This window comes from Bacillus mesophilus (assembly GCF_011008845.1).
Taxonomy (GTDB): domain Bacteria; phylum Bacillota; class Bacilli; order Bacillales; family SA4; genus Bacillus_BS; species Bacillus_BS mesophilus.
On record NZ_JAAIWM010000005.1, the window covers coordinates 257,301 to 281,623 of the forward strand.

Below are 24,323 nucleotides of genomic sequence, written 5' to 3' on the forward strand. Positions count from 1 at the left end.
ATATAGTTTCTTTTCTTTCTTTTACAATTATAATAAAGGTAAATTATTCCATATAAAAAAGGAGTACAATTATGACAAATGAAAATATACAAAAACCTGTGTTAGCTTGGTTTATCTTAATTGGAGGGGGTTTATTTGCCCTTTCTACTTTTCCAGGAATGCTACTTATGATGCTAATTCCTTTTTGGAAACCGGATGAGTTAAGCTTTATGACTATCATTTTTATGACGATTGCAGTATGTATTGTTGTTACGACGATTTGGGCAATGAAAAGAGCATTTCAATCTATAAGGAATTATAACCTAGCAAAAAAAGTTACGGATGAAACTATCTATATAAATACTAGTTCTCAAGATCAGGATGAACCATTTATTGAGAATAATAAGAAACCTATTTGGCCGTGGGTGGTTATTATACCAGGAGCCGTTCTTTTAATAAGTACTGGTCCTGCCGTGATTATGTTTCCAATCATGCCACTATTCTTAGCAGGTATGTCCACCGATTCAGGTTCAACACCGGATTATATACCTTTTCTTATCATTATTATTGGGTATGGACTTATGATTGGATATACGATTTTAGTGATAATGGCAATAAAGGCATTAAGAAAAGCTTCTAAAACAGCATAAGATCAATGTAAAAAAAGACTAGCAAATAAGGTGCACCTTAAATCACCTGAAATTGTTAGTCTTTTCTTTCCTAATAGTCCAAATTAATTTATTAAACTCTAAATATTCCATAATTCCATGAAGTTTATCTTCTCGAGCTAATTTATTATGTTTGAATCCCCTGGTAATTTTAATCCAGCATTTATACCATATAATTTAAAATCCAGTTGCTTCCGTTGTTAAATACCCCGGGAAATATTTTAGGTAAATACATTCATAGATAGACCAACCCATTGACCTCACTACATACTATTCATCCACTTATAATCATTTATTCCATTAGAAAACTAAAAAGCTGATCTATAAATCTTTTCAATCTCATCAACCGAGAACTTTCTCGGATTGTTTTTAAGAAGGCGTTCTATCTTACTAGCATCCTCAGCCATTGAAGGGATATCCTCTTCCGGAACACTAAATGCACGTAATCCCTTTGGAATGTTTACAGCTTCACACAAACGACGCATCGCTTCAACCGCTAAATCAGCTGCTTCATGATCCGTTAATCCAGCTACATTCTCACCAAGTGCTTCGGCTATATCCCGAAAACGCTCAAGGCAACTAATTTTATTCCATTCCATTACATATGTTAATAGTAATGCGTTACTTACTCCGTGTGCGATATGATATCGCCCACCAAGTGGATAAGCAAGGGCGTGAACAGCTCCCACTCCTGCATTTCCAAATGCCATGCCAGCCATTAAGCTAGCTGTAGCCATGTTTTCCCTAGCCTTTAAATGGTCAGGATTTGCATACGCCTTAGGAAGGTTTACAGCAATTAACTTCATGGCCCCTATCGCAAGTGCATCGGTAATAGGTGAAGCATATACAGATATGTACGCTTCAATTGCATGAACAAGAGCATCAATCCCGCTCGCAGCCGTTACGGACTTTGGCATGGTTAACGTCATTTCAGGAGCGACTATAGCAACATCGGGCAAAAGAAAATCACTTACGATTCCTTTCTTTAACTGAGCCTCTTTGTCAGATAAAATAGCGATATTGGTTACCTCTGACCCAGTTCCTGCTGTGGTAGGAATAGCAATTACAGGAACACCCTTTTGCGGAACTAGGTCTGTACCAAATAACTCTTCTATGCTACCTTCAAAACTAGCAAATGCCGATACACATTTCCCGATATCAATGGCACTTCCACCACCAACCGCAATAATGCCATCATAGTTCCCTTCCCGAAACATAGCCGTACACTCTTCCACAATAGCTATTTCAGGTTCTGGCTTCACGCCTGTATAAACACCGGAAGTAAGTCCAATCAGTTTCGATTGAACCTTTTCTACAACTCCTATTCTTTGAAGAATCTCATCTGTTACGATGAGAGGATTTTTCATACCCAATCGGTGAGTCTCTTTACTGAGCAATTCGATAGACCCTTCACCTGTAATTAATTTGTTAGCTATTTTAAAGGTGGATATATTCATTAAGATAGTCTCCCTCCTGGCTTATCTTGTAATCAAGATGATTATTAGTCTAGCAGTAACAAGTTGGATAATATATGTAAGATCTATATAGGTATCTAGCTAATTATCTTTATTGTATTTGGAGGACTAGCTGTTCTTACCAACTTACCTCCATCGTAAAACTTACCATATTGTTTAACAATCTCTATAGCTTCTAAAAATGAAGGAATCGTACCGTCCGAGGTATATGTAAGATAATAGGCTTTGGTGTTCTTACGATGAATGACCCAACCGAAAAACTTCATTACAATTCCATGCGAATCTTTATTTCGGAACTTGGGCATTGTTTTTCCATCCCAAACCGTCATTGTTCCCCCATTTCCTTTGCCTCTCACTATTTCTCCTTTTATTTCTGAATACAATAGCCCAGGAGTTTTCTTCATTTGATTCATGACAATCAGGTTTAAAATCTGGTTAATAATCAGCTGAGCAACATTTAAGCCTTCCCCTCTTGTAATCGAAATAAAGGTTTGCTTAGGAAGCTGTTCCGGCTTAGAACCAAGTATTAATGCATTTATACCTCCAGGCTCCCTATCCATCTTCCATCTCTTTTTCTCCATCTTTCTCCCCCTGACCCAAATGATCTTTATAAAAGATAGTATTCTTTCATATGACAATCATTTCCTTCAATAGTTCAATATTTTCTGGTGGGACAGGGGGACAGGTACCTTGACCCATTATCTATTGAGATATTCTTTTTGGGACACTGTACCTGTCCCTCCGTCCCAATCATTTAATTAGTTCCATTTGCTTCATTGATCTTTTTGTTTTGTAGTAGCTGAAGAATCCTGATATTAGAAAAATGATTCCTATTGTAATGGTGATATAGGTGGTGATTTGTAGTTTTCTACTTTGTTCAAAGAATTCAATGAGGGCTGCAGAACCTGCAAAACACGCTAAGGATGTTCGAATATAGGCAAGTAATGTACGCTGATTGGCTAGTTTGGTTCTTTCCATTGCGAGTTTAGTTCTCTCCATATCTAATAAATCACTGGGAGAAACTGATTTTTGAATGATCGTATTATTTAAATCTGTCATCGACTACTCCTTTTCCTATGTTTGCATTTATTCTATTATGTCTAAACCATATGAATTCTGGGTTGGATTCTATTGAGATTTACTAATGATTTGTAAGGCCTTTTGTATGGCTTGTTGTGCCTGCTCCGAAGATTCTTGGATTTGATTTGAAGCTTGTTGTATTTGCTGAATTAGTTCTTGTAGGCCTTCTTGCTCAGTTCCCTCTTGTGGCATCGGTGCAAAAATTTGAGTCTTTGGCTCTCCTTCTTCTATTGCCTGTTGCAGGATCTTTATAGATTGAATGGCTTCTGAGATTTCTTCTTGATTTCGTCCGATTTTAAAACACTCACCTTTCTAAACTGTTAAGACCATCAATATTATGATGCGAAGATTTCCCTTGAATATTACAAAAATTGTTATTAACCACAACTAAGTTTAAGGTGGCCTTTTCTTTAACCTATATAAAATAATATAGTCCCCTCTATCCCGCTTGTATGTTATTACTAAAACCAACCTACAATAGGATTAATAATGGTTATTGTAGGGGTCCTCTAATGAATATCTATCAAGCGATTTGGGATGCAGATATGAACGGCAATGGTATAAGACCAATGTTCAATAAGGAATGCACAGAGTTGTCTCATGGATACGTGGTTGTAAATTCAAAGATTTCTCAGTTTGAACATCACATTTTTAATGAAGTGTATTTACCGGAACACAAGAGTGACAGTTATCAATTAGTTCAAGCACTTTTTGATAACTTCACATTAAATCAAACTAGTAAGGAAAAAATTCTTGAGAAAGAGTCATTGGAAGTTGAAGAATTTTTGCGATATGTTATTCAAACACCTCCAATTGAAATTGCTAAACAATATATAAAAAGGCAAATACATAAGAATTTTACTGAGGAAGAATGGTATACACATTTGTATGACCTGTGGTTTCGCCCATTTAATTTTGAAAGCGGCAAAGATCTAACAGGCTTTGAGCATGTATTCATAGGAGAACAGAAAGGAAAAAATCTAGCTGGTCATCACTTTTGGTATAAGCACTGGCTTGAAGAAAATGGGGAACTTAACCCACTTCATAAAGATCAAATTGATATAAACCATTCAAAAAATAATAAAAAAGTAGCATGTACGCCTGACTTTATCTCTGTTGGATATTGTATTAATGCCTATGATTATGAAAAGCAGCGCTACATTAATCTACTCAAGAAGAAATGCGCCTTTTTTGTGGGAGTGAGTGCAGAAGGGCTTATGGCGATGGGTACTGTGAGAGCTATGCTTCAAGACCTTATTCCTGAGGAGTTTTCAATTAATAATTCATGCTATAAGTTAGGTTTGTACATGAGTCCTGATGGGAAAAGCATACGAACTCTGTATCCTTTTCTTTTGTAAAAAATCCAGCTAGCAAGTGCTAGCTGGATTCCCTTTTGAAGAATAAATTATTCTTTTGTTACTAAATATGCTTTATATTCAGTAACACCTGCTTGTTCTACATAAACACCTAGTACATAATCTCCAGGGGCAATATCTTCTCCATTTACTGACCCATCCCATAAAAACTCATGGAAAGGAGCTGGAGCGTTTTCAAAGGTACCTAGTGCTCCAATAATTGGACCTATACCACCATTGAATTCAAATAAGTAATACTCTAATACTTCAGCCCCACCTGGTAAGTAAGAACCAACATAATATTGAACTTCATCTTGCTTACCCATAAACGCACCAGTTACACGAGGGTAATCCGGCTCACCTACAAACAGAATTGTCGGAACATCGAATGTTTGTGTTCCATCACTAACTACGATTGTCCCTTCATAATAACCAGGCTCCAATTTAGAAGTATCAACTTGAACATTAAAGTTCACCTGTTGAGACTTACCAGCATTAACTTTTAAATTATTGCTCGTAGATACTTTAATTCCAGCTGGATCTCCAGCAAACACTACATCAAAGCTATAAGTCTTTCTTTTATTAGAAAGGTTCTTAATTTCAAAGCTTTGCTTTTCTACTTGCTTTCCACTATCCTTCACAAACTTACCAAATGAATGGCTACCAGGAGCTACTAATGTATTTGTATTAAGTGCGTCTACTACACGAATACTTCCTGCTCCCTGTGAATTGTGTGCATACACTTCATTTTTAGTCGGATCAATTACATCAGCAGCAGTATTCATTAATGCTGCCTTCACATCTTCAGTGCCCCAGTTAGGATTCTTTTGAAGTAATAAAGCTGCTGCTCCTGCAACGTGCGGTGCAGCCATACTTGTACCTTGCAATGATGCATAACCTTCTCCTGGGAATGTACTAACAATGTCCACACCAGGTGCAGATACATCCGGCTTAATCATCCATGTGAATGTAACTGGTCCACGTGATGAGAAGCTTGCCATTGATTCTCCAACCACTTTATCAAACTCTACTGCAAATGTTGCTACTGTATTACCAGCATCGTATTCTGAAAGAATCTTCTGTCCATCTGCTATTGATAGCTTGATTGTTGGAAGAGCTAGCCCTGGTACTACAGGAATATCAGCTGTTGCTCCAGGATTATTATATAACACTACCCCAACCGCTCCCTTCGCTTTTGCATTTGCTACCTTGTCTACGAAAGCAAATCCTCCACGACTAATTAAAGCAATTTTTCCAGCAACATCTTTACCTTCAAAATCAGCTTCAGCTGCAAGGCCTACATCTACTAACTCATTTGAACCATTTAGCTCTAATAATTTCTCTGGTGAAGGATATCCCATTACAGATGCACTTGCATAACCTACATCGCCTGTTGTAAGTACAGAACTATATGAATCATAAGGTAGTTGAGTAGCACCAACGGAAATCGCTTCACGAGAAGTACCAGGAGATCCTACAGTCCAGTTATTAGGACCAGCATTACCATTTGAAGTAACAGCAACTACTCCTTCAGCCATTGCCCAGTCTAGTGCAATTGACGTTGCCCAGTCAGGATTGTTTAAAGTGTTTCCTAAAGACAAGTTCATAACATCAGCACCATCTTGAACCGCAAGTTCAATTCCTGCGACTACATCTTCTGTAGACCCACCATTAGGACCTAAAACACGGTAACCTAATAATCTTGCTTCAGGTGCAACTCCCTTAATAGATCCATTAGCTGCTACTGTACCAGATACGTGTGTACCATGATATTGTCCAGCACCTTCTTGTGGATCATTGTCATCATCTACAAAGTCATAACCTTTGTAATCCCCAAATGCATGAGCTAAATCAGAGTGAGTATAATCAACACCAGTATCAATTACGGCTACAGTTACACCTTCGCCAGTAAAGCCAGTTTCCCAAGCTTCATTTGCTCCAATAAATGGTGCACTTTTCAGCATTGCTGGACTGAAAGCTTCAGCTGTTACTTCCTTAGCAGAAACTACATCAGCCGTATAATGAACGTTTGGATATACAGCCTTTACTCCAGGAATAGCTGCTAGTTTAATAATTTCATTGGCTGGAAGTTCAACAGAGAAACCAGAAAATACATAATCATACTCTCTGTTTACATCAGCGGTTTTTACAGCCTTCTTTAACTCAGAAATTACTTTTCCTCTTTCTGATTTAAGACTAGCCTTTGTTTGGTTTTTACCAACATGTTTCGCTTCAACGATTGATTCAGCTTCTAATTCAACAATGACAGATGTAGGTCTTTTTGAAGATAATTCAAGTTCCCCAAAAACCTCGGCTAATGGAAGTTCAGTTACCTGTGTCTGTGTACCTCCATTGGCATTTACACTAAAACCAAATGTAGAAAAGATTAATACGAGTGCTAAAAGATTAAGCATTACTTTTGATGAATTTCTCTTCATCCCACAATCATCCTCTCGTTACTATATTTTTCTAGAACCATTTGATCCCACTCTTCTCTTTATGTATCAGCCTGTCACCTCCAAATAAGAAAGAAGAGTAGTTAAATTCAAACAATTCTCACACTTTTATATAATTACACACTTTCTATGAAACTCCTTTAGGTAAATAGTCATAACTTTCAGACTACTATCGTCAATATAAAACAACACTTGCTCTTATAAATAAACAGAAAGTTTCATAAATATATAAAATATTCAAATTATTTACTTTATATGGAAAATTAAATAGTTCATCCTTCCTATTTTTTGGTCATATTACGACAAAGACTTTTTTTATAAATAATATTTAAAATACTTGAATTTAGAGTTTTTTTTTTAAACACTACAATTTTTTAAAAGATTTTCTATTATAGGAGTTCATAATCGAAGTAATTGTTAGAATAATATGATATTATTTAAAATTATCAAGTAATTGCAGATGACTTCCATCATTAATTGCAAAATGAGACTAATATGGAACAATAGAAGGCGAGGAGAATAATGATGAAAAGCGAAGAATTACGTGGACTACAAGCACCTTTAAAGGAAAAATACCGTGAGGATCCCCAGCAGGCTGTAATTACTTTACAAGCAGAGGGAACTATTGGTGAAGGGGTAACTTGTAATGTAAAAACTGGTAAAGCCCTTGTCGAAGCAGGTCTTCACCCAGCTACAGGTGGAACGGGTATGGCTGCTTGCTCTGGAGATATGCTTCTTGAGGCATTGGTTGCATGCGCTGGTGTAACACTTAAAGCTGTGGCAACATCTCTTGAAATTGAATTACGTGGTGGAACCATTACTGCTGAGGGTGATTTAGATTTCCGAGGAACTCTAGGTGTTTCTAAAGAAGCTCCCGTCGGCTTTTCAGATATTCGACTTAAATTTGATTTAGATACAGATGCTTCTGAAGAGCAACTTGCGACTTTACTACGTTTAACTGATCGCTACTGTGTTGTTAAGCAGACGATTTCAAACCCTACAAATGTAGATGTTTTACATAGTGTTACTAAGTAATCACCCTTTAATTAACAGAAGGAAACCCATCATTAAACAAGAAGAGTTTCCTTTTTTCTTTAATCAATCTATCTTAGCTAATTTATTCCTTATGTGCATTAAATGCTTGATATAAAGATTGATACTTTCCACCATTAGCCATCCCCGAGTGATAGAAAGCCTTCATGATGAAGTTTTTCTCATACCCATGTTCATCCATCAACTCCATTAAGCGAAGATGTAATACCTTATTAATTTTTATGAGTTCCTTCATTTGCGATTTGAAGTATTCCATATCCTATAATACTTTCCTTCAGAATCATGACCCACTTTAACACTACAATTGTTGAATACTCCGGTGACTAATCATTACATTTTGTTTAATCTCAGCTAAGTACTTAAAGTGCTCCTTAACCGCATCAATTTATATATTGGCATAACTTCAATTTGAACGAATCATAGTCCTCTTTCCTTATATATGACTTATTTACTAAAAAATTTTTATTATAACTCCAAAAAATGACAAATTATACGCTATACTTACTAGTAGAATAATAGTAAAAGTTTACCAGTTATTTGCCAGTAAGCTTTTTGGCTAGAAAAGTTCCAAGAAGCTTACATCCGGTGATGTTAAGGTACACGGGGGGAAATTTTATGGGATATGCTGTAGAAAGCCCATTGGAAAATGGTTTTAAACCACGTAGGAAATCAGCTTCCTGGTTTAGAAGTTGGAAATTCATTGTATCCAGTATAATCATACTGACTTCAATCTTCTGTTTAGCAAGTTATTTGTATCAGATTAACCATTTTAATTCTAATGTCTTCATTAACGATATAAAGGTTGGTGGCCTATCTGCTGAGCAAGCTCTTAGGAGATTACAATCAACTGTTTTAAAAAATGAAGTTTATGTTGGAGAACAGAAAATAATCGATGGTATAGATACAGAAATGAGATTTACAGAAGCAGACCTTCCTAGTTTTGAAAAACTTCTAGAAGAGCAGATGACAATTTTCCCTTCATCTAAAGAAAAAACCTACACATTAACACCAACTAATGATGATCAATACCGTAACATCATATTAAAGTATGATTTGGAACAAAAACTCATTTCCATGAATCAGGACTTAACGGCACCGTTCAATGCTAATGCCATTCTTGAGAATGGAAACATCACCATCTCAAAAGGCTATGAGGGAACTCAATATGATGTATCTAGTTTAATAAAGGAGTTTGAAACTAAAGAATATATAAGCACGATTAGTTTAGATCCTGTATACCTACAACCACTCAGAGAAGATAGTCAATATGTAAAGGATATACAAGAAAAGCTACAGACACTTCTTCAGCATACCGTTAACTATCAGGTGCAGGATCAAACGTATTCTCTAAAAGCAGGCGAACTCATAAAGAATGCATCAGTCTCTGATGATATGAAAATTACACTTGACCCTTTTCATATCAAAAATAAGATAACTGAAATTAACCAAGCACACTCTACTTTAAATAAGGATTTTAGTTTTAAAACTCATTCTGGTGCAGATATAACAGTAAAAGGAGAAGGTTATGGGTGGGCACTTGATATTGAAGCTGAGACATCATTGATTAAAGAAGCATTTGAAGCTGGTAATCAATCAATCTCCGCTTCTACTGTTCACGGAAATGGCTGGAGCAATGAGGGCTATGGCTATGATGCCGTTACAAACGATGGGATAGGCGATACGTATGCTGAAGTGTCCATTAAAGACCAACGTATGTGGCTTTATAAAGAAGGAAAAATGATTTTCACTACCCATGTAGTGACTGGCAAGAAAAGTGCTGGGCAAGATACCGAACCAGGTGTATGGTATATCCTTTATAAAAGGACACCATACACACTTACTGGTACTTCAGCCGAGAATCCTTACTCTATTGATGTTAATTATTGGGCACCTTTTACGAACAGTGGTCAGGGATTCCACGATGCCAGCTGGCGAAGTAATTGGAGTGGCAATGCTTATCTAAACGCAGGGTCAAATGGCTGTGTTAATGTTCCTCCCGGTGTGATGAAAACTGTATTTGAAAATCTAACTGTGTATCAGCCGGTTGTTATTTATTAGAGATAGAACAAAATTAGAATGAGTAATCTTAAAAAAGATACTTGATGCTAGGCTCATGATGGGAGAATATTTTTATGGGAAATACAATGATTAAGAATGTTGGTCAAATTGGGTTACCTGTTAAAGATATAAATAGAGCAGTAGATTTTTATAAAGAAAAATTAGGACTCTCCCTTTTATTTAACACGAACAGCATGGCATTCTTTGAATGCCATGAACTGCGGCTTATGCTGACACTTCCAGAAAAAGAAGAGTACACACATTCAAGTTCAGTTATTTATTTTCAGGTTCATAATATAAAAGACTCTTATGAACTTCTACTAGAAAAAAAGTGACATTTATTGACCAACCTCATGTTGTAGCTAAGATGGGAACAACAGAAACATGGATGGTATTCTTTAAGGACACAGAGGATAATACTCATGCATTGATGAGTGAAGTGGAAGTTTAAGAGAATAAGTGAGACCGTCTCATGAGGTGAGGACGGTCTCCTTCGTTTTGTAAAAATATAAGCTATTCAACTCAGGCTCTATTACGATCGTTTTCTCTTAACTAAAAAGAAGATAACTATTGCAGTAATAACTACCAATATTAGTATTGTATAAAAGATATAGGTTGGGTTTTTATCTATGTCTTCAGGAATAAACCTACTCGCAATAGGGCCAAGTGATAAGAACAATGGAACTAGAATGGTAAACCAGGTTTTAGTATATAGTGCTGAAGCAATAAAGATAGCAATACATACAAGGATAATGACGTTATTTTGAAAAGGGGTCGCTATATAGACAGATTGGAAACCTTGCTCTCTATACCAAAGTAAAACAATAACACCTAAACCAGTAACCAGAAAACTAGTTCCAATAGTCAACATATAACCCCATTTTGAATGAAGGAACTTAGGTAATACTTTGAATAACAGGAAACTATAAATCACTAGTCCTATCATTCCCCCGACAATCGCTATCAATATAATACCTTTTGATAATGAAAAACTATCTTCTAGGGCAGGTCCAAAACTGAAATAAGCTGCCAAAAGAAGAATCATCATTGGTATTAAACCAACCATTTGCCGATAGTCGGTACTCATTGATTCTCCAATACTCTTCATATACTGCTTAGGGCTTTCCCCAATAATATGTCTAACATCTTTACCCTCTAATTCTGCCTCCATTAAATGAACTTCGAGTTCCTCTGTAATTTCATTTACTTCTTTTTCATTTTTTCCCTTTGATAGTAAATATAAGCGAAGTTCTATCAAAAACTGATCGGATTGTTTGGAAAGCAATTTAAATCCCCCTTTTATTTAACACATTGTTAACAGTGAAACTTAACTTTTCCCAACGTTTAGTAAATAACGTTAATTCTCTTTCACCTTTTTCAGTTAATGAGTAATATTTCCTTTTAGGTCCAGCAGTTGATTTTCTTAAAGTGGTACTTACTAATCCTTCTTTTTGCATACGTAGTAATAAAGGATAAATGGTCCCTTCACTAAAGGAATTAAACCCATAAGATTCTAACTTCGCTGCCAATTCATATCCATAAATTTCTCCATCTTTAATGATTGCTAAAAGACAACCATCTAAAATTCCTTTTAACATCTGAGTAGTATCTGCCATAGAATTTACTCCTTTCACTACCTTGTAATACATGGTAAATACCTAAAAATAATTACCCTGTTATACAAGATATATTCATTATAAATAATGGTATCTTGTATTGCAAGGTATAAATGGATATTTTTTACACAATGTTTGCACTTAGATTTGTATAACTGGACTTAAAATTTCTTTAATTTCTTACTCTTTTGGATACTTCCCTCAGACTAGTCCTAAATTGTCACCATAAATCAATCTGATTCATTCTTATCTGTAAATAAGTAAAAAGAACCTATTAAGGTCCACGTTTTTTCATTTTTACTCTTCTTAGAATGGGTGAGTAATGGATGGCTTTTACTCCTTTCGTAAAGAACTCTCATGACCAAGAAGCCATTCCTTTCTCCAAAGACCTCCCGCATAGCCCGTCAACTTACCATCTGAACCGATTATTCGATGACATGGAATCACTATGCTTAATTTATTTTTTCCATTTGCATTACCCACCGCTCTAATCGCTTTTTCATTTCCTATTGCTTCGGCGATATCCTTATAGGATACAGTTTCTGCATATGTTATTTCTGTTAATGCACTCCATACTTTCTTTTGAAAATCTGTTCCTTTAAGTTGATATGGAAATGTAAAATCACTGCGCTTTCCTTTAAAGTATTCATCAAGTTGCTTTTTACAATCTTCTAAAACCCCAGGAAGTCTGTCTTTGTTATACAGGGTAGGGTTTTCTTGTTCAATAAAAAGTATAGAAAGTATTGCTTCATCTGTACCCGTTATTTCTATTACTCCTATTGGCGAGTGGTACAACAATCTATAGGTTTCAATCATATAAGGACCTCCATAGATAGAAAGTAGCATAACCCTGCCACCCCTCCCATCTTGCTGATAATTCCTCCAATTCTTCAATGGTTGGCTTACGATCATAACCTAATAGTTGCTTTATTGCATTATGAAGACCCACATCTGCTATTGGAAATGAATTAGTATAGTGTAAGCATTTCATCATTACATAGTCGGCTGTCCACGCCCCTATGCCCCGAAATTGTATTAATGATTTTTTCACTTCTTGATAATCTTGTTGTTCTACTATTATTTCCTTAGATAACTCGCCAGTTTTCATAGCTTTTGCTATCCCAATGATATATTCTGCTTTCTTCATTGTAATTTGAAGTTGCCTTAAGTCGTCGACATTCAAAATTGCTATTTCTTCATAGGAGGGGAATAACCAATATGTATCACCATTAATAATTAAACTTTCACCATATCTTTCTACGATTCGTCTCTTTAAGGTGTAAGCAAACGTTAAATTAATTTGCTGTCCTAAAATTGCCCATACGATCGTTTCAAATAAATCATGAATGCTAATCATTCGTAAGCCGTAATATTTATGAGTAATACCTTTTAAAAGGTTCTCGTGATTCGCCAGTGCATAAAATTCATTTAAATTTGTATTTAAATCAAACCACTCCCATATATATTTTGCCACTTCTTCTCTATCATTTTTGTTGGGGATGTCGTTCAAAAACTCGACTTTGATGTAATGATTTATATATTCAAGCTTAAACAATATTAATCTTTCGTTCACTTTTATTAATTTATATAAAGATCCTTCTTTAATCTCATGAAGGACTTCTTGATTGGACCTTCCTAGATATACCAAACACTCTTCAAAATTAAACTCCTTAGGAGGATTAATCTTTATATATGATTGACAGTCATTCCAATTCATCCTTAGAATCTCCTTCCATATTCAGTTTTCGGTATTCGCTCGGTGAACAATTTTTCTGCATTCTAAACACTCTATAAAAATTAGAAGGACTCTGAAATCCAACTTCGTAGCATATTTCTAGATTTGTCATATCAGAAAACAATAGCAAATGTGTCGCTTTATCGACACGGACTTTTTCTAAATAGGAACGAGGTGTCTCCCCAGTCTCTTGCTTAAATGTTCGTTCAAGATAAAATGGACTAAGACCTACGTATTCCGCTATATCTTTTAATGCTATATTTTCTTTACTTTGGTTGACTAGATAGGTAGTTACTTTTCTAACAAGCTCTATATTTGGGGAATATTCAACTTTCGGCTGACATCTTTTACAAGCACGAAACCCAGCATTCTCCACTTCATTCATATCAAAGTAAAACTCTACATTTACTTTCTTTGGCTTTCTAGACTTACAAGAAGGGCGACAGTATATTTTGGTTGTTTTCACAGCCGTAAAAAATAAGCCATCATATTTCTCATCACAAGCCAAAATCTTATTCCACATCTCTTCAAACGTAAGACTAATCGTCATCAGCATCACCTCTTCTCTTTCGAATTTACAAATAAACTCTAGTATTCTTTTGCATTTCCCCCAGAAATACACCGTGAACAGGAATCCAGCTAAACGCTCCTATATGTGTATATTTCATTTTATCAAGGTGACAGTTTCAAATTCGTCCTTATTCTTGCCCTTATGGTCTAAACTAAAAAAAGAGAAGTAACTCTTTACTTCTCTACTAAATTAAATATTATTGGATTTAAGTCAAACTATATGGAGGGGATCCTTACCGTAACTGTAGTCCCTTCACCTTTAGAGGATTGGAATTCAATCTTCCCTTTATATTTCTTAACAATACTAAAGCATATCATCATACCTAATCCTGTTCCTTTACTTTTCAGGGAATAAAAAGGTGTACCTAACGTTGCTATTTCTTCCTCTGTCATTCCACATCCATGATCTATTACTTTAATAACAACAAAATTCTTTTCACTTTCAGCAATCACTTGAATGATATCACCCATTTTAGAAGCTTCTATTGCGTTTTTAATAATATTTATGAGTAATTGTTTAATCTCTATATGGTTAGCAGAGATTCTACAATCTCCATTAACATTCAATTCAATTGATTTATCATGAATGTGTCCATATGAGTGAAGCAAATCAGTTACACTCTGAAGTATAAGTTTTACATCAACAGCTTCAGTCACTTTTTCTTTATCTGGCTTAGCCAGAGTTAAGAATTGGGATATGACCTGTTCAGCCGTATTTAATTCATTGATCATCAAGGTACAATGCCCTTTTTGCTCTTCGCTGAGTGTGGAATCTTGTTTAAATAGCTGCAAAAACCCACTTACAACGGTTAAAGGATTTCTAATCTCATGAGCAACGGCAGCTGAAAGTTGTCCAGTTGTCTTTAAGCGCTCAGATTGTTGGATTTGTTCATAATAGAGTTGTAGCTTTTTTATGCGAACGTTCATTAAATAAAAAATAAAATAAATGATGATCTGGCTTACAATAAAGTTGGCAAAATTCCCTATTAAATCCTGTTCTATATGTGGATATAGGTGCCCTTTATCAAGCACCATAATAAAAAGGAAAATGAATGTAGTCGAAACAAAGTTAAATACTAAAGAAAAATAAAAAAGTCTTGAATCAAAATACAAAATTGAAAGAGCTGGAATAAGACATAAAAAAATAAAGGTGGAAAAAGTTTCTGGATAAAAGATAAAAAGCGTATAAAAGAAGATCGAAGCAACAATGATAATAGTTATCCTTAAAAAATTGGTGCTTTTCTTAGGATAAAGTAATAAGCAAATGGACAGGATGACCACTAGTATACAATGGGTTATATAACCAACCTCTAATTTCCCAATACGAGGATTATCAACAAACACCCCTGATATCATGATGGCGATTATAATCCACACGACCGTATAATATGTTTTTTTACTAAAATTGATTTCCCTCATACTTACCCCTTTGATTATAGAACTGAATTTTTCTACTAGAAAAGTATACCTTATTTTTAATTATAGGTTTGAGTTTATTGTTAGATATTAATTAGTATTTTAATTTTCTTCTTTCTTATCTCTAATGACAAAAAGCTACATCTATTATTTTACAGTTCCTTTAACCAGTATAACTGAAAAATCATCAAGTATTAACTTGTATATCATACATAGATTTGGAGTTTATATATATACTTTTCCATTATGTTCTAAGCGAGAAAAAGAGAAGTATCTCCTACTTCTCTAGTAATTTTAGCTATATTTACTTATGCTTATCCTACATTCGAATAGACAATTTGATCTCTTCCTCTATCCTTCGCTTCATAGAGCAGCCTATCAACTTTTTCTACTAACTGATCTGGAGTTTCACCATTTTGCTTACAACTTCCAAAACTCATGGTTATAGAAAACTCTTGTCCTTCACAGTAAAAAGTTTGCATTGCTACAGCCTGCTTAACCTCAACTAAGAGCTTATTTACTTCAAACTGCTCATTACTATATAGTATGATTGCAAATTCTTCTCCCCCATAACGGAAAACCTTCCCTTGTTTCACTGGAATTATAGAGGTGAAAATTGACCCAATTTGACGTAATACTTTATCTCCCATAACATGCCCATATTGATCATTAATTGATTTAAACTTATCAATATCAGTAAGAGCAAGGTAAAAATCCTTACCATTATCTAAGTCTTTTCGTAAGCACTCCTGAAATGAACGATGATTAAGTAAATTGGTAAGGTAATCACGATTTGCCACTTCAACTAACAAGTTTTTCTCCGAATGATGCTTTCTTTCTCTTGAAACAATAATTCCTCCTAAACCACCGATCAGTAACAAAAAGAAAACCTGGCTAAAATAATTGATTAAGCTATGAGATGTAGAAACTTGTATCATAAAAATGATAGAGTATATCAAAATAAACAAAAATGCAGCTATGACTCCACCTTTGACTCTCCAATACACAGCAATATGCAAAAGAATCAAATATGCCAACGGAAACAATGGACTTTCGATTCCTCCCGTTAAAGGGATCAGTGCAGAAAAAGCAATAAAGTCAAAAAATGGTCCACACTTAGTCATTAATGTATACATCCTCGAGCCTTCAGGTGACTTATGTAAATAATAATCTGAAATGCCCATATATAAAACTCCAAAAACTACTAAAGAGATAAAGAAATATAGCTTTAAGTTAACTGGATTTTCGATATATTGAACGGTGAAGACGCTAATCGACAATACTATAAAAAACCAACGCAAAGAAGAAAAAATAACTTCAAGTGCATGGTCTGAGTGATAGGCATCCTTAATTATGAATTTCAAGTGATCCACATCCTATTAAAAAGCTTCTACTTATATTATAAAGTAAAAGGTGTAGTAATCTACTAAAATTTGTTAGGATATTATACTTTTCTTTTACATATGTTTCAGTTTACTGTAGGTGATCTTATGGGCAAAGTGCGGCAATGTATTTCCTAGTTTCTACTCAATAATTTTTATAATCCACTATAAACAACATCAAGTGTAAGGTTCTTAATTGAAGAACGTCCAAATGCTGCTCAACCAAATGAAGCGGATAACAATTGCGTCCATCAAAAAGGATAGGCCTCTTCATTAATTCTTCATAGACTTTTATGGATAGATTCTTGATTTCATCCCATTCTGTGACTATGAATGCAATGTCAGCTTGGTACAAGGCTTCTGTTAGAATCGGTCATTCATGTGAATAAAAAACAGCAACTTACCCTTAAGTCGACTTCTCACTTCTTCCAAAGCCAGGCAGGTCTATAGCCATAACGGAGTATTGCTTTTGTAAAAAAGGAATGATCCGACGAAATGTATAAGTCAAATAAGCAAAACCATGGATTAAAAGAATCGGTGGCTTATCATTCAACATGTATTCACAGGACAAATTGAGACCAGCTACTTTAAGGTAGGTTTGATTCAAACCATTAACAATCAATGTGATCCACTCCTCCGCGATTGATAAATATATGTTTTATTTTTAATCAATTTGGCCATGAGAATGCAGAATGAAGAAACAAACTATTTTTAGTCTCATGCACTCCATTTTTTCTACCTTACAATAAGGGACCACAGCACAAAAAACCCTCTAACATGGTTAGAGGGCTCACTTTTAACTAGGATCAACTGATATTTCAGTTGGTGTTTCTATCTGTTTCTTTTTCCTAATTGCATGTAGGTAAATAATCAAAATCGGCAACTGAATGAACGCTGCTAATGACAAACCGAAGCGAAGTGAATATCTGCTAGATGCAGCACCAACAATTGGTCCACCAATCGTTTGGCCTAATGCATTCATTTGGCTAGACATTGATAGTACTGTTGCTCTCACCTTGCCGTTAATATTTTGATTAATCCATGTGTCATAAAGCGGTCCAGTAATAGTCCCCGTCATGCTTAATAAAATAAAGCTCACTAATGCAAATTCAAAGCTACCTGCCAAACTAAAGCTAATAATACATAATAGACGGAGTCCCGTAAAAATAGCCATATACTTAGCTACCTTAGATTCTTGATCAAATGTTAAAGTCTTTCTAGCAATCCAAGCGGTAAAGAAACAACAGATATTTGCTACAATACTGATGATTCCAAACCAAACTGGCGCTGATAGGTTAGAGATTTCTAAGAATGTAAATGACGTTATTAGGTGAGCTTCCCATAAGCGATCAAAGCCTTCAGAGCCTGAGCCGATAAAGAGACTCATTACGAGGAATCCTACCAATATCGGTGTGCCTCTAACCACTGTAAGACCACTTTTAAATGTCGTTAACGTTTCACGAACGGAAAAATTTTCCGTCAAGGAGGCTCGACTAAAGTTTTGCTCCGGCATAAACAATACTAGCAGTACCCCAAGAGATACATACATGATTCCACCCATTAGGAAAGGCAAATGAAGAGCTAACGTAGATAGTCCCACACTTGCTACTACACCCATGATTCCAGCAACTTGGTTGACTTGAGATTCCTTTAAAAGGACCTCTCCCATCTTATCAACGCCTACTTCATCAGCTAACCAAGCCTGACTTGCTCCACTAAGAAAGGTCTCGCCAACACCTCTTATTACCTCTGCAATAACCACACCGACAAACAGAGACAATGCACCATGAAACACCATTTCTGATATAAATGGTACGGATCCCTCAATCATATAGGCGAACCCTAAAATAAAGACTCCAATAATTAAGGACAGTCTCCTACTATAAGTATCAGCCACTACGCCTGTTGGGATTTCTAATAGTAAAATGGTAAGCTCTAAAAAGGTTCCAACCAACACTAACTGGAACGGACTAAGTCCTAGACCTGAAACATAATAAAGAGCATACGTAGTAAACATGGTGGCATTGGCAAATGCCTTCAATGCTCCCATGGTTAGATAAATAGTTGATGCGTGCATCTTCTTCAAACAAATTCTCCCTCTCGTATACAGGGAGAAACACGCATCTCAACGTTATGTGTTAGTTACGTGCACTCCCCATGTTGAAATTATTTACTTTACAAGTTTGAACATTATTTGTGATGACTGACATCAACAACACCTCCGAGATTTAATAAGATAATTTTACTTTAAATTGGTTGGAAAATATATCAAATTTATTAACTTATATTGTATTTTTTTACGGGAGATATATTGTTATTTTGTTTGTAGTTGAGGAGTCATTCTATGACCTTAATTACCTTTTGAGTTCTAATGAGGAAAGAAGTTGCTACTTAAATTCAGATTAAGGGAAAAACTTAAAGGGACTGCATTGAGTCCCTTAATTGTTTACCTTTATTTATGGTACGGTTCACCGTGGTTATTTAAGAGGCAAAAAAGGCATTGGTGACCAATGCCTTTTAAAATCTTTTAAAAGCCCTCAGTTTAATCAGAGTATTACAACACTAAAAATTGCTTAGATGATAGTTACATATTATTTTGTCCCACTCACACTACATGGCTTGAATGGTTATGATTGCAGGTAAAATGCTACTATATCAATAAAAGCGCTTTTCATTAAACCTAGCCATTTAGACACTACTAGTTATAGTTTTTTATGTTTATTTTTATAACAACTTTGTCTACTTTTTAGACTAACATTAGAATGGTTAAGTGGGGTTACCTCTCTTAATATCTTATAAACAAACATACCCAAACCCATAAAATAAGATAACATTTTATAAAAATCAGTTTTTTTCTTTTCACACTGAACCAATACATCTTTTTCTTATTTTTCCCTGAAGACTGGCCAAGGTGAATATTTCTCATATACGATTGGGAAACGGTTAAAATAAGCCTTCATCTGAGCCAGTATACAACTAAGCGGGTGGATAACAAATGAAGCTACACTAATAATAATCTTTATATACTTTTTTGTAAGTTATGATTAAGATTTATGTGTGAGCTTTTTACAATAAGAGTAGATAGAATTATCCCTACACCAGATAATATGAAAACAACGTCAAAAATTTTAGTACTTAACAACCCAAAAATTAATGTCCCTAACGGCATGATAGATAACGCAACCATAAAAATAAATGAAAAAACCCTACCTGATTTATCTCTATCCACTTCTTGTTGAACTAGAGAAAAGAAATAAACATTAAACGTTGTTAAGAAAAATGCAAAAAATCCTACTAATAATATAGACAAATAACTTATACTAACAAATTGCAAAAGTACTATTGGAATTCCACAAAAAAGTAACTGTTGTTTTAATAATGCTGGGTTCGCTGCTTTTTTATTTCTTTTTGCTATTAATAATCCTGCCAATATTGCAAAAGTAGCTTGGGCACCTAATGCCAAGCTATAATATGTCCCATCGTCATTATATATGTTTAAATAGTATAAAGGTAGATTAATGTTATATGCTGAGATGAATAGGTTGAACAGAGCTGAAACTATTAATAGCTGAAACAACCATTTTTGCTGGAACACATAAGAATAACCTTCTTTAATATCAGCAAAAACATTTAAATTACCTTTGCTTTCACGTACATATTTATATTTTATGAACATTTCACTAGTTGCTGATAGCAGATAAGAAATACCATTTATAATAAATCCTATTCCTAGCCCTACCGCCAAACCACTTATAAGAAATCCTCCGATCAAAGGTGCTGCAACTGTAATCACTTGGCCGATAACTGTTGTAATAGAATTTGCACTAACAATCAACTTCTTATTAATCAATTCAGGTAAAATCGCTTTAATTGAAGGGGAAAACAAACTATTAGTCGCACCTAAGATTATTGCTGCCACCATTAATAAAGGAATATTTAACACATCATTCATCACAACAATACCAACGAATATACATACAACAGCACTAATTAAATCAGATAAAATTAGTATAAATTTCTTATTAAAGCGGTCAATGATAACTCCACTAAATATATTACAAATAACAACAGAGATTAAACTTGATGCCATTATAACCCCAAAGGTAGCTGCACTTCCCGTCTTTTGAACTAGCCACCACGCTAAAATTATTTCATAAATCTTGGTGCCCAATTTCGTTGTTATGTTTCCCATTGTTAACAGTATAAAATTTTTATTTAAATATAACTTTTCTTTTGACATTTATACTCCTCTTTTCATCATTAATCAACTTTCCACCAAGGAATCTAAAATGAAAGAGTCGAATTTTTTACTTAACTGAGCATTATTTAAGAAATAAATATAGGATTTATTCTTAAAATTAAAGCAAGTAATCCGTACTTTAGAATTAAGTTTTGAAGTTGTTTCACGAATAACTTCTAAGCTATCACGCCAATTTTCTAAATCCTCCGAGGTAAATTCACCTAAGTAGTTAATGCTTAATTTGATATTAGGAAATAACTTCATATCCTCATTCTCTTTGTACCTTTCTGATGAACACAAATAGTCTAAATGCCAGTTTTTTTCTATATAGATATCTTTCAATAATTCTTCACTCTTACTAAATAAGTTTTGCTCCTTTCCAGAATGGAATGGAACAAAAATGCTAACATGATAATCTCCAACCTCTGTAGAATAATCTTTCCCATTATATAAGTTTAAATTCTTAAGAATTTGATAACATTGGTGTTGTGCTTGGTATGATTCCTCAATAATCTTTGAAATATTATCAAAAACTAAGTTCGCCCTCGCTTCTTTATCCTTCAGATTATTTTCCAATATAATTTCATATAGAGGTGCATTAGGATTAGTTAATAGATTAAGATTTAGCTTATCAAAATTATGCTTTAGCTCTTGATAATAATCACTTTCCTTAATAACCTCAATAGTATCATCATTACATAGATTTATTACTTCTTCGACAAAAGTCTTGTAGTTTGTATTCCCTTTCTCTTCCAATGTCTTATTACATATTTGAATAAATTGATTTTCTAAGACATTTAATGAAAAGGCATCTGCAATATGATGATTTAAGAAAAAGATCACGCGATGTCTATTATTATTTTCTTTTATTAAGACAATATCATAAAGAAATTTATCATATACATCTAAACTATTTAATCTTTCATATTTGCTATTTGTTATTTTTTCTACCTTTTGTTTAAAGGAATTAAAGGCCAACTGAGATAAATCATAGTAGTCGAATTTCTTGAAACTTAATTTTTCAATATTTCTGACTTCAAAGTATTGATTTTCTGAAATTGTAACTCTTAGCATTAATTGGGTTTCTATTAATTTATTAATTGCCATTAAGATATCGTTATTGCTTTTGTTAGTAATAGAAATATCTCTAATAAGATAAGAGTTATATCCTCTTCTCAAATAAAACTCTTGCCTACTGAACAAAGGAAATTTAGTAACTACCTCGTATTTTTTTGCACTTACTGGGATCATAGGTTCAACATTATATTTTATTTCAATTAAATTCGACTGATTATTTACTAAAACGCGATCAGGTATTAACTGTTCATTTTCTAGGGACTGTATAAAGCTATCAACAAAGTTTTTTTCTTTTAATGTACTTACATAAATAACTTTTTCATTATTTTCAAAGGACAACTCATGATTAAAATTAGACAGCCAATATTCTTTAAAACTTTTTACATCTATATCAAGAATTTTTTCTAATATTAGTTTCTCCATAGCTGTAAAATATGGGTTAGAAATGATATCCTCATATTTCAGTATAGTTCCAAACACTTTTTCAATCTCTAATAATAGTGCAATCGTATCTAAAGAGTCTCCGCCAATCTGATAGAAATGATCAGTATCGTTTATTTCACTTTTCAATAAATCTGACCAAATTTGTTTCAATTTGGAGTTTACATCGCTATTTACTAAGTTATCTACTTCTACTGTATTAGGTTTCTTCATTTTATTTAAAAATTCTTTTCTCAATAATGGAAAATCTATTTTATTATTTTTATTTAATGGAAATTCCCTAACTGCTATAAAGTATTTTGGTATAAAATACGATTCAAGATGTCCACGTAATTCTTCTATATATGGAGTAGTATCTAACCCGGTTGCTGTTTGTAAATAAGCAACTAAAAAGCTTTTAGTTTCAAACTCCTCTAATCGAACGACGGCATCTTCTATTGGCATTAACTCTTTAAGTTTGTTTTCAATTTCCTCACTCTCAACTCTAATACCATTTATTTTAATTTGATTATCTTTCCTACCTAAACAATAGATGAATCCATCCTTACTCTTTCCAAGATCCCCACTTCGGTAAAATCTTTTATTTCCAACCATAACAAAGCTTTTTTGGGTTAACTCTTCTCTTTTATAATATTCTCTAGCTAACCCTGGTCCACCAATTAAGATTTCACCAATTTCATTTTCTTTTGCAATTGATTGATTCTTATTCCATATTAATATTTCTACGTCTGTTAATGGTTTTCCAATCGGAACACTGATCTCCTCGACAGGTAGTTCTTTTATTTCAAAGTAAGTTGAGTATATCGTTGCTTCTGTTGGACCATATGCATTAATCACATTCATATTTAAATCCATTTGATTCATCATTTTAGCAAGGTCATACGGAAATTTTTCCCCTGCCAATAGTAAATACTTAACCTTACTAAAATAGTTCTCCTGATTTTTGAAAAGTACTCTAAAGTAAGATGGTGAGAAGGCCAAATGGGTTACATTATTGTTGTAAATAAAAGAGGGAAGATCTTTTATTTCTAACGCAGAGTGAAATAAAGTAACTGTTCCTCCTTTAAGTACCCAACCAAAAATCTCTGTTACAGAAACATCAAAAGAATAGTTAGTTGAGAATAAGTAGTTATCATCCTTAGTAAAAGGGAACAAAGTATCAAGTGTAGTGATCCTTTGCATTAAACTTTTATCTTCTATTACACAGCCTTTTGGTTTTCCTGTCGTTCCTGACGTGTATATAATGTAACTGACAAATTCATCGGAATACTCTACACTTTCTTGCCATTTTTTTTCATAAAGTGGTTTTCTTAGTTGGTTGAAGGGAACCATGATCTTGTTAAAGTCTGTCGTTTCAAAATCAGTGATATAAAAGTTTGTTTCAATATCCTCTAAAATCTCTTTACATTTATTCGTAGTAATTTCTTTTGGGAGTGGTAAATAAGCTGCCCCCGCTTTCAAAATAGCAAAAATAGTAATTAATGCATGTAAATTGTCTTTAAGACGAATAGGTACAATGCAATTTTCTCCTTTTGTTAACTGAAGGATATGCTGTGCTGCAGTATTTACTTTGTCATTAAACTGCTCATAGGTAATGTGAAGTTTATCATATATAACAGCAGTTTTTTCTGGGTGATTTTTTACATGGTTATCAATTTTCTCAAACAATAGTTTTCTATTCATGTTTTTTCCTCCTTATTAATGATTAATATTGTTTTATAC

At 34.1% G+C, this 24,323-nt stretch carries 21 protein-coding genes and 1 pseudogene; 5 read left to right on the forward strand and 17 right to left on the reverse strand.

Features of this window, described 5'->3' with window-relative positions; genetic code table 11:
* The first annotated feature begins 71 nt into the window (after positions 1–71).
* On the forward strand, positions 72–629 hold the full coding sequence (locus G4D63_RS15200) for a hypothetical protein (RefSeq protein ID WP_163180523.1): 558 nt from the start codon (positions 72–74) through the stop codon (positions 627–629).
* Positions 630–955: 326 nt separating this feature from the next.
* Here G4D63_RS15200 and G4D63_RS15205 read toward each other — a convergent pair whose 3' ends face one another.
* The 3 genes from G4D63_RS15205 to G4D63_RS15215 form a co-directional block, all read right to left on the reverse strand.
* The gene (locus tag G4D63_RS15205) at positions 956–2,104 is read right to left on the reverse strand and encodes an iron-containing alcohol dehydrogenase (RefSeq protein WP_163180524.1); all 1,149 of its coding nucleotides are present in this window, start codon (positions 2,102–2,104) and stop codon (positions 956–958) included.
* 95 nt (positions 2,105–2,199) lie between these two features.
* Entirely contained in the window at positions 2,200–2,703 is a 504-nt protein-coding gene (locus tag G4D63_RS15210; protein WP_163180525.1) for a hypothetical protein, read from the reverse strand.
* 169 nt (positions 2,704–2,872) lie between these two features.
* Entirely contained in the window at positions 2,873–3,181 is a 309-nt protein-coding gene (locus G4D63_RS15215; protein WP_163180526.1) for a DUF202 domain-containing protein, read from the reverse strand.
* Between the two features lie 533 nt (positions 3,182–3,714).
* Here G4D63_RS15215 and G4D63_RS15220 point away from each other — a divergent pair.
* Positions 3,715–4,560 (forward strand): hypothetical protein, encoded by an 846-nt coding sequence (locus G4D63_RS15220; protein WP_163180527.1) that lies wholly within the window; start codon positions 3,715–3,717, stop codon positions 4,558–4,560.
* Between the two features lie 47 nt (positions 4,561–4,607).
* Here the strand turns inward: G4D63_RS15220 and G4D63_RS15225 are convergent, their stop codons facing one another.
* Positions 4,608–6,995, reverse strand: a complete 2,388-nt coding sequence (locus G4D63_RS15225; protein WP_275580311.1) for a S8 family serine peptidase — start codon at positions 6,993–6,995, stop codon at positions 4,608–4,610.
* 543 nt (positions 6,996–7,538) lie between these two features.
* On the opposite strand from G4D63_RS15225, the gene G4D63_RS15230 reads away from it, so the two are divergent.
* Positions 7,539–8,048, forward strand: a complete 510-nt coding sequence (locus tag G4D63_RS15230; protein WP_163180528.1) for an OsmC family protein — start codon at positions 7,539–7,541, stop codon at positions 8,046–8,048.
* 82 nt (positions 8,049–8,130) lie between these two features.
* Here G4D63_RS15230 and G4D63_RS15235 read toward each other — a convergent pair whose 3' ends face one another.
* Positions 8,131–8,322: a hypothetical protein gene (locus G4D63_RS15235; RefSeq protein ID WP_163180529.1), complete on the reverse strand. Its 192-nt coding sequence runs from the start codon at positions 8,320–8,322 to the stop codon at positions 8,131–8,133.
* A gap of 359 nt (positions 8,323–8,681) precedes the next feature.
* On the opposite strand from G4D63_RS15235, the gene G4D63_RS15240 reads away from it, so the two are divergent.
* Positions 8,682–10,124: a L,D-transpeptidase family protein gene (locus G4D63_RS15240; RefSeq protein WP_163180530.1), complete on the forward strand. Its 1,443-nt coding sequence runs from the start codon at positions 8,682–8,684 to the stop codon at positions 10,122–10,124.
* A 74-nt stretch (positions 10,125–10,198) separates the two neighbouring features.
* A pseudogene (locus G4D63_RS15245) lies at positions 10,199–10,575 on the forward strand (VOC family protein).
* Between the two features lie 81 nt (positions 10,576–10,656).
* Here G4D63_RS15245 and G4D63_RS15250 read toward each other — a convergent pair.
* The 12 genes from G4D63_RS15250 to G4D63_RS15305 all read right to left on the reverse strand — a co-directional run bounded on the left by G4D63_RS15250 (position 10,657) and on the right by G4D63_RS15305 (position 24,284).
* On the reverse strand, positions 10,657–11,409 hold the full coding sequence (locus G4D63_RS15250; protein WP_163180531.1) for a hypothetical protein: 753 nt from the start codon (positions 11,407–11,409) through the stop codon (positions 10,657–10,659).
* A gap of 1 nt (position 11,410) precedes the next feature.
* Positions 11,411–11,740, reverse strand: a complete 330-nt coding sequence (locus tag G4D63_RS15255) for a PadR family transcriptional regulator (RefSeq protein WP_163180532.1) — start codon at positions 11,738–11,740, stop codon at positions 11,411–11,413.
* Between the two features lie 333 nt (positions 11,741–12,073).
* Positions 12,074–12,556 carry a methylated-DNA--[protein]-cysteine S-methyltransferase gene (locus G4D63_RS15260; RefSeq protein ID WP_163180533.1) on the reverse strand — a complete coding sequence of 161 codons (483 nt, stop codon included), beginning with the start codon at positions 12,554–12,556 and terminating at the stop codon, positions 12,074–12,076.
* The gene (locus tag G4D63_RS15265) at positions 12,549–13,457 is read right to left on the reverse strand and encodes a DNA-3-methyladenine glycosylase 2 (RefSeq protein ID WP_163180534.1); all 909 of its coding nucleotides are present in this window, start codon (positions 13,455–13,457) and stop codon (positions 12,549–12,551) included. The genes G4D63_RS15260 and G4D63_RS15265 overlap by 8 nt, the downstream gene beginning before the upstream one ends.
* The gene (locus G4D63_RS15270) at positions 13,444–14,025 is read right to left on the reverse strand and encodes a bifunctional transcriptional activator/DNA repair enzyme AdaA (RefSeq protein WP_420837824.1); all 582 of its coding nucleotides are present in this window, start codon (positions 14,023–14,025) and stop codon (positions 13,444–13,446) included. Before G4D63_RS15270 ends, G4D63_RS15265 begins: the two co-directional genes overlap by 14 nt.
* Positions 14,026–14,261: 236 nt before the next feature.
* Positions 14,262–15,464 (reverse strand): sensor histidine kinase, encoded by a 1,203-nt coding sequence (locus G4D63_RS15275; RefSeq protein WP_163180536.1) that lies wholly within the window; start codon positions 15,462–15,464, stop codon positions 14,262–14,264.
* 311 nt (positions 15,465–15,775) lie between these two features.
* A complete protein-coding gene (locus G4D63_RS15280; protein ID WP_163180537.1) occupies positions 15,776–16,825 on the reverse strand; it encodes a GGDEF domain-containing protein in 1,050 nt (349 codons plus the stop codon).
* Positions 16,826–16,988: 163 nt separating this feature from the next.
* Positions 16,989–17,198 (reverse strand): UDP binding domain-containing protein, encoded by a 210-nt coding sequence (locus tag G4D63_RS15285; protein ID WP_205603869.1) that lies wholly within the window; start codon positions 17,196–17,198, stop codon positions 16,989–16,991.
* 51 nt (positions 17,199–17,249) lie between these two features.
* Entirely contained in the window at positions 17,250–17,465 is a 216-nt protein-coding gene (locus G4D63_RS15290; protein WP_163180538.1) for an alpha/beta fold hydrolase, read from the reverse strand.
* Between the two features lie 174 nt (positions 17,466–17,639).
* Positions 17,640–18,920 (reverse strand): MFS transporter, encoded by a 1,281-nt coding sequence (locus tag G4D63_RS15295; protein ID WP_239585995.1) that lies wholly within the window; start codon positions 18,918–18,920, stop codon positions 17,640–17,642.
* Between the two features lie 942 nt (positions 18,921–19,862).
* A complete protein-coding gene (locus G4D63_RS15300) occupies positions 19,863–21,083 on the reverse strand; it encodes an MFS transporter (protein WP_163180540.1) in 1,221 nt (406 codons plus the stop codon).
* Between the two features lie 24 nt (positions 21,084–21,107).
* Complete coding sequence (locus G4D63_RS15305; RefSeq protein WP_163180541.1) at positions 21,108–24,284, reverse strand: non-ribosomal peptide synthetase; 3,177 nt, start codon at positions 24,282–24,284, stop codon at positions 21,108–21,110.
* Positions 24,285–24,323: the final 39 nt, after the last annotated feature.

Bases quoted from the DNA above. Each gene is read 5' to 3' on its own strand.
- G4D63_RS15200 (WP_163180523.1), top strand. From the start codon at position 72: ATGACAAATGAAAATATACAAAAACCTGTGTTAGCTTGGTTTATCTTA.
- G4D63_RS15205 (WP_163180524.1), bottom strand. From the start codon at position 2,104: ATGAATATATCCACCTTTAAAATAGCTAACAAATTAATTACAGGTGAA.
- G4D63_RS15210 (WP_163180525.1), bottom strand. From the start codon at position 2,703: ATGGAGAAAAAGAGATGGAAGATGGATAGGGAGCCTGGAGGTATAAAT.
- G4D63_RS15215 (WP_163180526.1), bottom strand. From the start codon at position 3,181: ATGACAGATTTAAATAATACGATCATTCAAAAATCAGTTTCTCCCAGT.
- G4D63_RS15220 (WP_163180527.1), top strand. From the start codon at position 3,715: ATGAATATCTATCAAGCGATTTGGGATGCAGATATGAACGGCAATGGT.
- G4D63_RS15225 (WP_275580311.1), bottom strand. From the start codon at position 6,995: ATGAAGAGAAATTCATCAAAAGTAATGCTTAATCTTTTAGCACTCGTA.
- G4D63_RS15230 (WP_163180528.1), top strand. From the start codon at position 7,539: ATGAAAAGCGAAGAATTACGTGGACTACAAGCACCTTTAAAGGAAAAA.
- G4D63_RS15235 (WP_163180529.1), bottom strand. From the start codon at position 8,322: ATGGAATACTTCAAATCGCAAATGAAGGAACTCATAAAAATTAATAAG.
- G4D63_RS15240 (WP_163180530.1), top strand. From the start codon at position 8,682: ATGGGATATGCTGTAGAAAGCCCATTGGAAAATGGTTTTAAACCACGT.
- G4D63_RS15255 (WP_163180532.1), bottom strand. From the start codon at position 11,740: ATGGCAGATACTACTCAGATGTTAAAAGGAATTTTAGATGGTTGTCTT.
- G4D63_RS15260 (WP_163180533.1), bottom strand. From the start codon at position 12,556: ATGATTGAAACCTATAGATTGTTGTACCACTCGCCAATAGGAGTAATA.
- G4D63_RS15265 (WP_163180534.1), bottom strand. From the start codon at position 13,457: ATGAATTGGAATGACTGTCAATCATATATAAAGATTAATCCTCCTAAG.
- G4D63_RS15270 (WP_420837824.1), bottom strand. From the start codon at position 14,025: ATGACGATTAGTCTTACGTTTGAAGAGATGTGGAATAAGATTTTGGCT.
- G4D63_RS15275 (WP_163180536.1), bottom strand. From the start codon at position 15,464: ATGAGGGAAATCAATTTTAGTAAAAAAACATATTATACGGTCGTGTGG.
- G4D63_RS15295 (WP_239585995.1), bottom strand. From the start codon at position 18,920: ATGCACGCATCAACTATTTATCTAACCATGGGAGCATTGAAGGCATTT.
- G4D63_RS15300 (WP_163180540.1), bottom strand. From the start codon at position 21,083: ATGTCAAAAGAAAAGTTATATTTAAATAAAAATTTTATACTGTTAACA.
- G4D63_RS15305 (WP_163180541.1), bottom strand. From the start codon at position 24,284: ATGAATAGAAAACTATTGTTTGAGAAAATTGATAACCATGTAAAAAAT.